We start from the raw sequence: 13,128 nt of genomic DNA, 5'->3' as shown, positions 1-13,128 counted from the left end.
TTTCATAATGCCTGCATGACTACCCCCGGCATCTCCCGCCCTCACTGTGATCACACGGCAGCATGGGCGCTGCTGGTTGCGCACTACGAACGCGAGGGCCGCGCTTTCGACGCGCGCGATGCGCTTGCTGCTGATCCAGGTCGTGTTGACGTTTTCAGCCAGCAGGCGCCGCACGTCTTCGCCGACTTTTCGAAAGGGCTGATCGACGAACACGCACGCTCGCTCCTGCTCGAACTCGCGCGCGAGTGCATGCTGGAAAAGCATCGCGATGCGATGTTTGCCGGCGAGGCCATCAACGTCACAGAGCAGCGCGCGGTGAAGCACTGGCTGCTGCGCTCGCCCAAAGGTGCGTCGAGCGACCCTGACGCGGCGCTGGTGCACGAAACACTGGATGCCATGCTCGACTATGCCGAGCGTGTGCGCGCTGATGTGGCCATTACCGACGTCGTCAATATCGGCATCGGCGGCTCGGACCTCGGCCCGCAAATGGCCGTGACTGCGCTGGGCGACGATGCGATCGAAGGCAAGCGCTTTCACTTCGTATCGAATGTGGATGGGCATGAACTTGCGGCGGTGCTCAGGCAAGTCAAGCCGCAAAGCACGTTGTTCCTCGTCGCGTCCAAGACATTCACGACGATAGAAACCATGACCAACGCGCTCTCGGCGAAGGCCTGGTTCGAATCGAATGGCGGAACGGACATCGCGCGGCACTTTGCGGCACTCACGACCAACGTCGCCGCCGCGAAAGCGTTCGGGATCACGACGACGTTCGGGTTCTGGGACTGGGTGGGCGGGCGTTACTCGGTGTGGTCTGCCATAGGTCTGCCAATTGCAATCGCGATTGGGGCGGCAGGCTTTCGCGAGATGCTGGCGGGCGCACATGCGATGGACAGGCACTTCGCAACCGAGCCGTTGCATGCCAACCTGCCTGTGCGGCTGGGCCTGCTCGATGTCTGGTATCGCAACTTCCATGGCTTTGCGAGCCGCAGCATCGCGCCGTATCACGGTGCGCTGCGGCGGCTGCCGGCCTACATGCAGCAGCTCGAAATGGAGAGCAATGGCAAGCGTGTTGACGCGAAGGGTCGGGCGCTATCGATAGCGACCTCACCCGTGTTGTGGGGTGAGCCGGGCACCAATGGGCAGCACGCTTACTTCCAGATGCTGCACCAGGGCACTGATGTCGTGCCCGTCGAATTCATTGCTGTGAAGCAGGCCAGGCATGAGTTGCCGGGCCACCACGAGCAGCTGCTCGCCAATGCCATTGCGCAGGCGCAGGCCCTGATGCAAGGCAAGCGCGACGCGGGCGGCCACCGCGACTTTACGGGCAATCGGCCCAGCACGTTCTTCATCCTGGAGCGGCTGGATGCAGCCAGTCTTGGCGCATTGATCGCGCTGCACGAGCACCGCGTGTTCGTCAGTGGCTCGATCTGGGGCATCAACAGCTTCGACCAATGGGGCGTCGAGCTTGGCAAGGTGCTCGCGAAGGACATTGCGCCCAGGCTGGCCAGCGGCGATGTGGCCGGCCTGGACGCATCGACAGCGGGCTTGCTGCGTCGCCTGTCGCCAGCGGGCTGACGAAAGCCGGCCCCTATCCGCGGCGCTGGCTTCGTCCTATCATCCGCGCCGGGGTCTTTCCCGGGCAAGAGGAGTGAGCGCGATGGATGAATACATCTCGGCTGTCAAAACCTGTTTGAACAAGTACGCCGATTTCACGGGCCGCGCAGCGCGCCCCGAGTTCTGGTGGTTCGTGTTGTTCTGGGTGGTCGTGCTGGCCATCACCGGCATGGTGAGCCGTTACCTCTATGGCATTGCGGCGCTGGCGTTGTTCATTCCCATGTTGGCCGCTGGCGCACGCCGCCTGCACGACACGGGCAAGAGCGGCTGGTTTCAGCTGCTCAGCTTCATCCCGTTTTTCGGCACACTGTTCCTGATCTACCTCATGGCCCAGCCCGGCAACACCGCAGCCAACCAATACGGCGAGCCGCCAAGCGGCACACCGGCTGCGGCCATGGACATCGCCCCCGGCCAGCAGTAAAAAAGCGAGTCCCCACCGGGGCACCGGATCGATCGCAGCAACGCGCAGATCGATCCCCCATGAAAAAAAGCCGGCTTCGCCGGCTTTTTCTCATCTGACTAGAGCACCTTGAAATCGCGCAGCGATTTCAAGGTGAATGGACTTACATGTCCATACCGCCCATGCCACCCATACCGCCCATGCCGCCGCCCATGCCAGCACCACCGGCGCCAGACTCTTCCTTCGGCGCTTCGGCAACCATGGCTTCGGTCGTGAGCATCAGCGATGCGACGGAAGCAGCGTTCTGCAGGGCAGTGCGCGTGACCTTCGTCGGGTCCAGAATGCCCATCTCGATCATGTCGCCATAGGTGTCGTTCGCAGCGTTGAAGCCGTAGTTGCCCTTGCCGGCCAACACAGCTGCCACCACCACCGAAGCTTCGCCACCGGCGTTGAACACGATTTCGCGCAGGGGCGACTCGATAGCGCGCAGCACCAGCTTGATACCGGCTTCCTGATCGGCGTTGTCGCCCTTGATCTCGCCAGCAGCTTGCTTGGCGCGCAGCAGCGCAACGCCGCCACCTGCCACGATGCCTTCTTCAACGGCAGCACGGGTTGCGTGCAGCGCGTCTTCGACACGAGCCTTCTTTTCCTTCATTTCGACTTCGGTGGCAGCGCCCACCTTGATCACGGCAACACCGCCGGCCAGCTTGGCCACGCGCTCTTGCAGCTTTTCACGGTCGTAGTCGCTGGTGGCTTCTTCGATCTGCACGCGGATCTGCTTCACGCGGGCTTCGATGTCGGCGCCGGCGCCTGCACCGTCGATGATCGTGGTGTTTTCCTTGCCGACTTCGATGCGCTTGGCTTGGCCCAGGTCAGCCAGCGTGACCTTCTCGAGCGTCAGGCCTACTTCTTCAGCGATGACCTTGCCGCCCGTGAGGATGGCGATGTCTTCCAGCATGGCCTTGCGGCGATCGCCGAAGCCAGGAGCCTTCACGGCGACAACCTTCAGGATGCCGCGGATCGTGTTGACGACCAAAGTAGCGAGGGCTTCGCCTTCGACTTCTTCAGCGATCACCAGCAGCGGACGGCCGGCCTTGGCAACTTGCTCCAGGATCGGCAGCAGGTCACGGATGTTCGACACCTTCTTGTCGTACAGCAGCACGAACGGGTTGTCGAGCAGGGCCGACTGCTTTTCCGGGTTGTTGATGAAGTAGGGCGAGAGATAGCCGCGGTCGAACTGCATGCCTTCGACAACTTCGAGTTCGGACTCGAGCGACTTGCCGTCTTCCACAGTGATCACGCCTTCCTTGCCGACCTTGTCCATCGCGTCAGCGATGATCTTGCCGATGGTCTCGTCGCTGTTGGCCGAGATGGAGCCGACTTGCGCGATTTCCTTGGAGGTCGTGGTGGCCTTGGAAGCCTTCTTCAGCTGCTCGACCAGGGCCGTCACAGCCTTGTCGATGCCGCGCTTGAGGTCCATCGGGTTCATGCCCGCGGCCACGTACTTCATGCCTTCGCGAACGATGGCTTGCGCGAGGACGGTAGCCGTCGTCGTGCCGTCACCGGCGATGTCGGACGTCTTGGAAGCAACTTCCTTGACCATCTGCGCGCCCATGTTCTGGAGCTTGTCCTTCAGTTCGATTTCCTTGGCGACGGACACGCCGTCCTTGGTGACGGTGGGGGCGCCGAACGAGCGCTCCAGAACCACGTTGCGACCCTTCGGGCCCAGCGTGACCTTGACCGCGTTGGCCAGGATGTTCACGCCTTCAACCATGCGGGCACGTGCCTCGCCGCCGAAAATTACGTCTTTAGCTGCCATTTTTGAATTCTCCGAATCTGGTTGAGGAAATTACTTCTCGACGACTGCGAACAGGTCGTCTTCCTTCATGACGAGCAACTCGTCGCCATCGACCTTGACGGTCTGGCCGCTGTACTTGCCGAAGAGGACGCGGTCGCCGACTTTGACGCTCATGGCCTGGATGGCACCCTTGTCGTCTTTCTTGCCGGGGCCAACGGCCAGGACTTCACCTTGGTCAGGCTTTTCGGCGGTATTGCCGGGCAGAACGATGCCGCTGGCGGTCTTTTCTTCTGCATCGAGGCGTTTGACGATCACACGATCGGCGAGAGGGCGAAGGTTCATTGCATCTCCTTGACTTGAACACTAGGGAAATCAAAACGCGCCAACGAAGTTAGCGCTTATTCAGCGTGAGGCGGAAGTCGCTTGAAACGCTCAAGCAGAGCTGTTAGCACTCCCGTTCACTGAGTGCTAATGATACGGCCTTTTCATGGCATTTCAAGTGCCAGCCTGTTCCCGGCGGCAAACAAAAAAGCCGGCTGGTGCCGGCTGTTTTGTTTGGTGCACTGAGCGATCAGCGCCGCTGCATCGGAGCGCCCGTCTGGGGCCTGCGCTCGGGCAGGTGACGGAACATGATGCGGCCCTTGGTCAGGTCGTAGGGCGAGAGTTCGAGGGTCACGTCGTCGCCCGCGATGATGCGGATGTGGTGCTTGCGCATCTTGCCGCCGGTGTAGGCGATCAGTTCATGCCCGTTCGTCAGGGTCACGCGGTAGCGCGAGTCCGGCAGAATTTCGGACACTTTGCCGCGCATTTCAATCAGTTCTTCCTTGGCCATTCAGTCATAACTTTCAGGACCGGCCTGCCGTTGACAGGAGGGTCGGGGTTGCGGGGGCGACCGGTTCGGGAGCCGGTAGCGGGTTCATCTGCGGCCGGCCATGGCGGGCCCGTCGCTTGCGGTGTTCATCGTGCCAGGAACCGCCCCGCCAGCGGGTGCGCGGGCATCACCCGCACAACCATCCATTATGCGCTTCGCGAAGCAGGCGCGCACTCATCCACCGGCGCCGCAGCTACGATGCCCGTGTTTTTGTGGGGAAGAGGCGACCAGCAAAGCGGCCGGTCGGTGCCCGGGTTACTGCCCGGGCAGCTTGACGATGCGCAGCACGTGCAACTGCGCAGTTCCCGCTAGCGTGACGCTGCCAGTTCGCGGCGATGCGCCGCTATCGCCGCCACTGTCGTGCAGGCGAGTCCATGCTCCATGGCGAAGCGCGCCACCTGCTCGCCCTTGGCCATCGTGCCATCGGGGTTCATCAATTCGCACAGCACGCCTGCAGGCGCGAGCCCCGCCAGCCAAGGCAGATCAACCGCTGCCTCTGTATGGCCGTCACGCTCGAGCGTGCCACCGGGTTTCGCGATCAGCGGGAATACATGGCCGGGGCTCACGATTTCGCTGTGTTCGAGCGTGGAGCGCAGCGCGCAGTGAATCGTTTGCACCCGGTCCTTCGCGGACACACCGGTGGTCACGCCATGCGCCGCCTCGATCGACTGTGTGAAGGCCGTCGCAAAGCGAGATCGATTGACTTCGACCATGGGTCGCAATCGCAGCTCGCTGGCTTTGTCTGGCGTGATGCACAGGCAGACGATGCCGCTGCCATCGCGAATCATCATCGCCATCACAGCGGGTGTGATTCGCTCGGCAGCGCAGATCAGGTCTGCTTCGTTTTCGCGATCTGCGTCGTCGAGCACGAGCACCGGTTTGCCCGCGGCGATCTGTGCGATCACCTCAGGCATCAGCGTCACCTCGATGGTGGATGCGCCCGTGGACGCAAGGGAAGCTTCGGAAGTGGAAGTCATATGAAACGCTCCTGTTGGTTGAACAAACAAAGCGCTTCAAGGCGGCAGCCGACCACGCCGCGACACAAGTGCCGCAGCGCGTCTTCTTTCATCCGGACTATGACCGTCGGCCCCAGCATTGGACTGGGTCTGCTGACCTTCGTTGTACTTGCGTACGCCGAAGCGCTCGCGGGCTCGCAAACCTTTCGGCCTGCCTACCGCCGGTGGGGAATTTCACCCCGCCCTGAAGACCACTCGACTATAGAAGCTGCGCGCCGCTTGCAAAGAGTGTGTGGGCTATAGTGGGTCGCAATGGAGACAAGCAGTGAAGATAGTGCGCGTCGCGCCAAACGCGCGCTGCTCGTTCGTCATGCAAGCGTGGTGCGCCGGCGTGCGTCGCGGCTGCCCCCGGTGGTGCGCGGCCTGATGTGGTCAGCTGCAGCCGGCCTGTTGTTCTCCATTCTCAACACGGTGATGCGCAAGCTCGCAATGGAGCTCAGCGCCTTCGAGACGCAGTTCCTGCGCTATGTCGCGAGTCTTGTCGTGATGCTGCCGCTCGTCGCGCATGCAGGCATGTCGTCGTACATGCCCAAGAACGTGATCGGCCAGTTCACGCGCGGCGGCGTCCACACGATCGGCCTGGTGCTTTGGTTCTGGGCGCTGCCCTACATCGGCCTGGCAGACACAACCGCCATTGCGTTCACCGGCCCGATCTTCATCATGATCGGCGCGTCGTGGTTCTTCGGCGAGAAGATGCGGTGGGATCGATGGGTCGCAGCACTCTTTGGCATCGCCGGCGTCGCGATCGTCGTTGCGCCCAAGCTCGGCGGCGAGGGCGGCATCTACAACCTGGTGATGCTCGCTTCAGTGCCTGTGTTCGCAGCCTCGTTCCTCATCACCAAAGCGCTCACGCGCCATGAACGCACCACAGTGATCGTCGTGTGGCAGTCGATCACGATATCGATCTTCAGCCTGCCGCTTGCGCTGCTCGCGTGGCAATGGCCGACGGCCTGGCAATGGATCGCGTTCCTGTTCTGCGGCCTGATCGGTGCCGCCGGCCACTACTGCCTGACGCAATCGTTCGGCGTGGCCGACATCTCGGCGACACAGTCGGTGAAGTTCCTCGATCTCGTCTGGGCGTCAATCATGGGCTTTCTGGTGTTCTCCGACATCCCGAGCCAGTCCACGATCATCGGCGGCATCGTGATCAGCGCCTCGACCATCTGGATCGCACGCCGCGAAGCGCGCTCGCGCATTCGCTAACGCCGCTGCAGTTGCAGCGGTGGCGGCTCAATGCTTGGTGTTCGAGACGCCGCTGGCGACATGCCCCGACGGAATGCCGTGCTGCGCCGCATGCGCCACATGGCCCGTCTGGTCGTCGAAGAAAAAGTCAGGCTCGAACTCACGCAGGAATTCGCCCTTGGGCAGTCCACCCAGGAACATCGCTTCATCCACGCGGATGTCCCACTTCAGCAGCGTGCGGATCGCGCGCTCATGCGCGGGCGCACTGCGTGCAGTGACGAGCGCGGTGCGAATGCGCATCTGCGGCGTACCCGCTTGTTGCAGCCGGTGCAGCGCAGCCAGCAGCGGTTTGAAGGGGCCCTCAGGCAACGGCTGCAGCGCCTTGGACGATTCGTGCTGCTGGAATGCATCAAGACCATGGGACTGGAACACCTGCTCGGCTTCATCGGAGAAAAGCACGGCATCACCGTCGAAGGCAATGCGCACTTCGTTCGGGTAGTTCGTGGCCGCAGCCAGCACGGACTCAGGCAGCACGCGCGCCGATGGAAAACCCGCCGCCAGCGCCTCGCGCACGTCGTCGGCGTTTGCCGAGAGAAACAGGTGCGCGCGCAGCGGCCGCAAATAGCGAAACGGCGAGCTGCCCTGTGTGAACACACCGCGCTCAAGCTTGATGTCGTTCGCTTTGCCCGAACGAAAGATGCGCATGCCCGACACCGGGTCGTTGCGCGAGAGGATCACCACTTCCACGCGCTGGATCGTCTCGGTGTTGAAAGCCAGCAGCTTCTTGATCAACGAGAAAGCGATGCCGGGTTTGGCCGCCTGTTCCACGCGGTCGAGCTGCAGCTGCATGTACGCCGTTGCGTCGCCGCCCTCGAACACCGCGTTCTCTTCTTCAAGATTGAAGAGCGCGCGCGATGAAATCGCCACCACCAGTTTGTCGTCAAGCGTCACGGCCATGCGATGCCTACTTCGCGAACTGGTTGAGCTGGATGATGGGCAGCAGCACCGCCAGCACGATCATCAGCACGAAGAAGCCCATCGTCAGGATCAGCAGCGGCTCCAGGATCGTTGCAAGCTGCATGGCGCGGCGCTGCACTTCAGCGCTGAGCTGGTTCGCTGCGCGCTGCAGCATCTGCGGCAGCTGGCCGGTTTGCTCGCCCAGCCGCGCGAACATCGACAGCAGGCCCGGAAAGCGCTTTTTCTGCGACATCGCCGAGGCGAGCGGCGCACCCTCGCGCACCAGCACCAGCGCATCCATTGCATCGGCGCGCATCGCGCGGTTGCTCAGCGTTTCCGCTGCCGCCTGCAGCGCTTTCAGGATCGGCACGCCAGCGCCAGCCAGCATCGCCAGCGTGCTTGCAAAGCGGGCCGCGTTGTAGCCGCGTGAAAGACGGCCGATGAGCGGCAGCCGCAGCCACGCCGCATCGAAGCTCTCGCGCGTGGCGTCATTGCGCAGCGCCAGTCGCAGGCCGATGAAGCCCATGACCAGCAAGGCGATGGCAAGCCAGCCCCAGCCCCGCAGGAAGTTGCCAACCGCGAGCATCACCACGGTGAGCAAGGGCAGTGCCCGTTTGCTGCCCGCGAAAACGGTCGCCACTTGCGGCACGACGTAGGACACAAGAAACAGCACGATCACGATGGCGACGATGGTCACGATGGCCGGATACAGCGCGGCGCCGAGCAGTCGCGCATTGAGCGCTTGCTGCTGTTCGAGGTCATCTGCAAGGCGATCCAGCACCACCCCGAGGTTGCCGCTTTGCTCACCCGCGCCCACCACGGCCACGTAGATATCGGGGAATTCGCGCGGAAATCGCCCTAGCGCCTTGCCGAATGTCGAGCCCGCATTCACTTCAGCGCGCAATGCGGCGACCAGATTGCGTTCAGGCTCGCGCTCGGCTTCGTCAGTCAGCGCCGTGAGCGCACGCTCGAGCGGCAGGCCGGAGGTGATGAGGCCTGCCAACTGGCGCGTCCAGATCGTCAGGCCCGTGGAATTGAAAACGCGGCGTGTGAAGAGGCTGGTCTGCAGGCCGAAGCTCTGTTCGTTGGCCGCTGCGCCGGCGTTGACGGGCACGACTTCGAGCGGCACCAGCGACTGGCCGCGCAACAGGCTGCGAACGGCCTTGGCCGTATCGGCTTCCATCACGCCCTTGCGCGTGGTGCCGTCGGCGTCGAGAGCTTCGAATGAATAGGCGGGCATGGCGGAATTATGTCCCCACACCCTGGGGCTTCAAGACTGGCGCAGGCGGAACCTCTGCAGCTTGCCCGTCTCGGTGCGCGGCAGCTGCGCGACGAACTCGACCTCGCGCGGGTACTTGAAGGGCGCGATGCTCGCCTTGACGTGGTCTTGCAGCGCCTTCGCCATCGCGGCGTCGCCGGCGTGTCCAGGCTTGAGCACGCAGAACGCCTTGACGATCATGCCGCGCTCCTCGTCGGGCTGGCCGATCACGCCGCATTCAGCCACCGCCGGGTGCCGCAGCAGCGCATCTTCAACCTCGGGTCCGGCCACGTTGTAGCCCGCCGTGATGATCATGTCGTCAGCGCGCGCCTGGTAGAAGAAGTAGCCGTCGTCGTCCTGCATGAACGCATCGCCAGGGTAGTTCCAGCCGTTCTTCACGTAGCCCGCCTGTCGCTCGTCGTCGAGGTACTTGCAGCCGGTCGGCCCGATCACGGCCAGCTTGCCGATCGTGCCGCGCGGCACCTCGTTCCCGGCGTCGTCCACCACCTTGGCGGTATAGCCCGGCACCACCTTGCCGATGGCGCCACGCCGAACTTCATCGCCTGCCGATGAAATGAAGATATGGAACATCTCCGTCGCGCCGATGCCGTCGAGCATCTCGATGCCTGATGCCTGCTTCCACAGCTGGCGTGTTGCATCGGGCAGGCCTTCGCCTGCGCTCACCGTGATGCGCAGCTTGCCCATGCCGTGCTCGCGCGCGAAGGGTGCCATCTGGCGATAGAACGTGGGCGCGGTGTAGCAGATCGTCGCGCCAACATCGTTGATCGTCTTGATCATTGACTCCGGCGTGTACGGTGCATCGGGGAAGTACACGCTCGCGCCCGCCCACATCGGAAACACCAGCATGCCGCCCAAGCCGAAGGTAAATGCCAGCGGCGGCGAGCCCACCACGATGTCTTGCGGCGTCGCGCGCAGCACATGGCGCGGCCACGTTTCGCAAGCGGCGACGATGTCGCGGTGTGTGTGCAGCGCAGCCTTCGGCTTGCCCGTGGTGCCGGAGGTGAAAGCCATCATCGCCACGTCATCGCCAGCCGTGCGGCACGGCTGGAAGTTGCCTTCCTTGCGCGACGACAACACAGCCAGCGAGCCAGGCGTATCCATCGTGTTGAACGCCACGACTTGCGCCAGCACCGGCCTGTCTTGCCGCGCGAGTTCCAGCTCATCGAGCAGTTTGATGTCGCACAGGGCGGCAGCCGGCTGTGCCTTGTCGATGATGTCGCCAAGCTCACGTGCGCGCAGCAGCGGCATCGTGGCCACGGCGATCATGCCGGCCTTGACCACCGCCAGCCACGCGAGCGCCATCGCAATCGAGTTGCCACCGCGCAGCAGCACTCGGCTGCCGGGCACGAGTTGCATGTCTTCGACGAGCACGCGGCAGATGCGATCCACGCGGTCACGCACATCGTCGTAGCTGAGCGTGATGCGGCTGGACCGCAGCAGCGGCCGCGCGCCGAAACCTTTTTGCGCCGCCTTGTCGAGCAGCTCTTCAATCGCGTTGAGTTGTGGCGGGAACTGCAGCTCGGGCAGGTCGAAGCGCAGCTGCGGCATCTTGTCTGCCGCCGGCATGCGATCGCGGACAAACGGGTCGGCATGTGCGCTCATGCGGCGGCCTCCGCGCCCGTGGCCGCCTGATTCCTGGCGTGGTCTTTCACTTTGCCGAGCAGCTTGTGCAGCACGGCGATGTCCTTGTCGGTCAACCCGGCAAATGCTTCGACGATCCAGCTCTCGTGCTGCAGCGCCATCTCGTTGAACATCTTGCGGCCCTTGGGCGTGAGCCGCACGCGGTAGGCGCGCCGGTCACCCTCTACATCGACGCGATCGACCAGGCCCTCTGCCACCAGCTGGTCGGTAATGCCCGTCACGTTGCCGCCCGTGACCATCATGCGGCGCGACAGCTCGTTCATCTTCAGGCCCTCGGTCGTGCGCTCGAGCTGCGCCATCAGGTCAAAGCGCGGCAGCGTCGTGTCGAAGCGCTCGCGCAGTTGCGTGCGCACCTGCTTTTCAACGATCTGCGTGCACGTCAAAAGCCGCAGCCACAGGCGCAGGGCCTCGGGGTGTTCGCTGTGCGCGCGCGCTTCCATGTCCATGTCCATGGTCGTGGCTCCTGGTGTTCGATCCTAAATAGTTTAGGCTTAAACGATGCGGTGTCAACACGGCAAAGCCAGGGTCTGCCGTGCGCCTCACCTCATGCATATCGTGCGGCGCACAATCGGCGTTTGATTTCATCAGCGAGGACGTGCACGCATGCTCTACAAATTCAAATCCAAGGCGACCGGTGACTTGATCATGCTCGAGCCCAACGGCAAGCGCGTCTTGCAGATCATTGGCAAGGACGCGGGGCCGAAGGGCATTGTGTTGCCCGAAGAGATGCCTGCTGCGATCAGCGCCCTTGAAGCCGCCATTGCGCAGGAAGCGGCGGACCAGGAAAAGAACAAGGACGATGCTTCTTGCGGCGCTGGCGAAGGCGTGATGCTCAAGCAGCGAGCCCTGCCGTTTATCGACATGCTCAAGCGGTGCGCCGCCGAGAAGGAAGAGATCGTCTGGGGCGTGTGATCTGCGGCGGGTGGCTCAGTCCACCTTGGCGCCGGACACCTTCACCACCTGCGCCCACTTCTTGTGCTCGGCGTCGATGTGCTTGGCGAATTCCGCTGGCGTGTCGCCGCTCGGGATCGCGCCCTGCGAGAGCATCTTTTCCTTGATCGCTGGCGTGCCAAGAGACTTCGCCACCTCTTGCTGGATCCGGTTGACAACATCGGGCGGCGTGCCGGCCGGCGCGAGCAGCCCAAACCACGACGTGGCGTCGAAGCCCTTCAAACCAGCAGCCTCCGCGATCGTCGGCACATCAGGCAATGCGGCCGAACGTTGCGCGCTCGTCACCGCAAGCGCCTTCAGCTTGCCGCCACGAATGTGTGGCAGTGCGGAAGGCAGGTTGTCGAACATCACATCCATCGTGCCGCCCACCATGTCCAGCAAGGCCGGGGCCGAACCGCGATACGGGAAGTGCACGAGGAACGTGCCCGTCATGCTCTTGAACAACTCGCCTGCCAGGTGGATCGACGTGCCGTTGCCGCTCGACGCCATGTTGAGCTTGCCCGGACGCGACTTCGCATAGGCGATGAAGTCTTTCACGTTGTTGATGCCCAGCGCGCGTGCCTTCTCGGTCTGCATCACCATCACGTTCGGCACGCCCGCCACCATCGTGATCGGCGCGAAATCCTTGATGGGGTCATAAGGCAACTTCTCGTACAGCGCGCGGTTGATGCCGTGCGTGCCCACGGTGCCCATGAGCAGCGTGTAGCCATCGGCCGGTGACTTCGCAACGATGTCCGCGCCGACATTGCCGCCTGCGCCCGCGCGGTTGTCCACGATGAACTGCTGGCCGAAAGCCTTCGACAACTCCGGCGCCACCGCACGTGCGAGGATGTCTGTGGTGCCACCCGCCGCAAACGGCACGACGATGCGCACGGGCTTGTTCGGCCAGCCTGACTGCGCGAGTGCGGGGAATGTCGCGGCGCCGGCTGCGGCAGCGAGTGCTGCAAGCACAGTGCGGCGCTGGGGCGCGCTAGGGAACGTCATGGTTTTGTCTCCTGTTCGATCTGCGCCAATGCGGCGACCGCAGTACAGCGCTGGCCGGGATGGATGCCCAGCGCTGCAGCCGGCGCGTTGGTGTGGGTGATGATGCCATCGTTCAGCGTGCTCTGGGCATCACCAATGCGAGCGCTGTCGTGCGAAACGGTGCACGCGGCCAGCCCTGCCGCCGCGAGTAGTGCAAGGCCTGCGTGACCGGCGCCATCGAGGCCGCCGCCTGCATCGTTGAACATCGAGAGGAACGGGCGCGAGGCCAGCGCGAAACGCGCGGAGCTCACGCCGCCATGCGAGCCCGAGACGGCGACGCAACCCGCGTCGCGCGCGTCGAGCGACGTGATCGAATCGACGACGCGCAATGGCCTCATGAGTTCAGCAAAAGGGTGGGCAATGTAAAAGGCCGCCACAGGGGCGGCCTTTCATGGC

General features: G+C 63.4%; 14 protein-coding genes and 1 riboswitch. Of the genes, 4 read left to right on the top strand and 10 right to left on the bottom strand.

Annotated features, from left to right (window positions below):
- The first annotated feature begins 15 nt into the window (after window positions 1-15).
- Window positions 16-1,575, top strand: coding sequence for a glucose-6-phosphate isomerase (gene pgi, locus GHT07_RS16410; RefSeq protein WP_153586186.1), 1,560 nt, complete (start codon window positions 16-18; stop codon window positions 1,573-1,575).
- Between the two features lie 82 nt (window positions 1,576-1,657).
- On the top strand, window positions 1,658-2,035 hold the full coding sequence (locus GHT07_RS16405) for a DUF805 domain-containing protein (RefSeq protein WP_153586185.1): 378 nt from the start codon (window positions 1,658-1,660) through the stop codon (window positions 2,033-2,035).
- A 142-nt stretch (window positions 2,036-2,177) separates the two neighbouring features.
- Here the strand turns inward: GHT07_RS16405 and groL are convergent, their stop codons facing one another.
- The 4 genes from groL to ribB all read right to left on the bottom strand — a co-directional run bounded on the left by groL (window position 2,178) and on the right by ribB (window position 5,597).
- On the bottom strand, window positions 2,178-3,833 hold the full coding sequence (gene groL / locus GHT07_RS16400; protein ID WP_153586184.1) for a chaperonin GroEL: 1,656 nt from the start codon (window positions 3,831-3,833) through the stop codon (window positions 2,178-2,180).
- Between the two features lie 30 nt (window positions 3,834-3,863).
- Entirely contained in the window at window positions 3,864-4,154 is a 291-nt protein-coding gene (locus tag GHT07_RS16395; protein ID WP_153586183.1) for a co-chaperone GroES, read from the bottom strand.
- A gap of 229 nt (window positions 4,155-4,383) precedes the next feature.
- Complete coding sequence (gene infA / locus GHT07_RS16390) at window positions 4,384-4,644, bottom strand: translation initiation factor IF-1 (RefSeq protein WP_153586182.1); 261 nt, start codon at window positions 4,642-4,644, stop codon at window positions 4,384-4,386.
- Between the two features lie 347 nt (window positions 4,645-4,991).
- Window positions 4,992-5,597 carry a 3,4-dihydroxy-2-butanone-4-phosphate synthase gene (gene ribB / locus GHT07_RS16385; protein WP_228488394.1) on the bottom strand — a complete coding sequence of 202 codons (606 nt, stop codon included), beginning with the start codon at window positions 5,595-5,597 and terminating at the stop codon, window positions 4,992-4,994.
- Between the two features lie 139 nt (window positions 5,598-5,736).
- A riboswitch (FMN riboswitch) is annotated at window positions 5,737-5,895 on the bottom strand.
- A gap of 56 nt (window positions 5,896-5,951) precedes the next feature.
- On the opposite strand from ribB, the gene GHT07_RS16380 reads away from it, so the two are divergent.
- Window positions 5,952-6,902, top strand: a complete 951-nt coding sequence (locus GHT07_RS16380) for a DMT family transporter (RefSeq protein WP_153586180.1) — start codon at window positions 5,952-5,954, stop codon at window positions 6,900-6,902.
- 27 nt (window positions 6,903-6,929) lie between these two features.
- Here GHT07_RS16380 and GHT07_RS16375 read toward each other — a convergent pair whose 3' ends face one another.
- The 4 genes from GHT07_RS16375 to GHT07_RS16360 are packed head-to-tail and all read right to left on the bottom strand — an operon-like array spanning window position 6,930 to window position 11,204.
- Window positions 6,930-7,838, bottom strand: coding sequence for a 5'-nucleotidase (locus GHT07_RS16375; protein WP_153586179.1), 909 nt, complete (start codon window positions 7,836-7,838; stop codon window positions 6,930-6,932).
- 7 nt (window positions 7,839-7,845) lie between these two features.
- Entirely contained in the window at window positions 7,846-9,078 is a 1,233-nt protein-coding gene (gene gspF / locus GHT07_RS16370; protein WP_153586178.1) for a type II secretion system inner membrane protein GspF, read from the bottom strand.
- Between the two features lie 30 nt (window positions 9,079-9,108).
- Window positions 9,109-10,719 (bottom strand): AMP-binding protein, encoded by a 1,611-nt coding sequence (locus GHT07_RS16365; protein WP_153586177.1) that lies wholly within the window; start codon window positions 10,717-10,719, stop codon window positions 9,109-9,111.
- A complete protein-coding gene (locus GHT07_RS16360) occupies window positions 10,716-11,204 on the bottom strand; it encodes a MarR family winged helix-turn-helix transcriptional regulator (RefSeq protein WP_153586236.1) in 489 nt (162 codons plus the stop codon). The genes GHT07_RS16365 and GHT07_RS16360 overlap by 4 nt, the downstream gene beginning before the upstream one ends.
- Window positions 11,205-11,361: 157 nt before the next feature.
- Here GHT07_RS16360 and GHT07_RS16355 point away from each other — a divergent pair, with 157 nt between their 5' ends.
- A complete protein-coding gene (locus GHT07_RS16355; RefSeq protein WP_153586176.1) occupies window positions 11,362-11,670 on the top strand; it encodes a DUF1840 domain-containing protein in 309 nt (102 codons plus the stop codon).
- A 15-nt stretch (window positions 11,671-11,685) separates the two neighbouring features.
- On the opposite strand, the gene GHT07_RS16350 is transcribed toward GHT07_RS16355, so the two are convergent.
- A complete protein-coding gene (locus GHT07_RS16350; protein WP_153586175.1) occupies window positions 11,686-12,693 on the bottom strand; it encodes a Bug family tripartite tricarboxylate transporter substrate binding protein in 1,008 nt (335 codons plus the stop codon).
- Window positions 12,690-13,070, bottom strand: coding sequence for a hypothetical protein (locus GHT07_RS16345; RefSeq protein ID WP_194792969.1), 381 nt, complete (start codon window positions 13,068-13,070; stop codon window positions 12,690-12,692). The genes GHT07_RS16350 and GHT07_RS16345 overlap by 4 nt, the downstream gene beginning before the upstream one ends.
- Window positions 13,071-13,128: the final 58 nt, after the last annotated feature.

The sequence above is a fragment of the Caenimonas koreensis DSM 17982 genome, from assembly GCF_009646335.1.
In the GTDB taxonomy this organism is placed as follows: Bacteria; Pseudomonadota; Gammaproteobacteria; order Burkholderiales; family Burkholderiaceae_C; genus Ramlibacter; species Ramlibacter koreensis.
The sequence above is the reverse complement of the archived record's forward strand: the minus strand, read 5'-3'. Positions and strand labels throughout refer to the sequence as shown.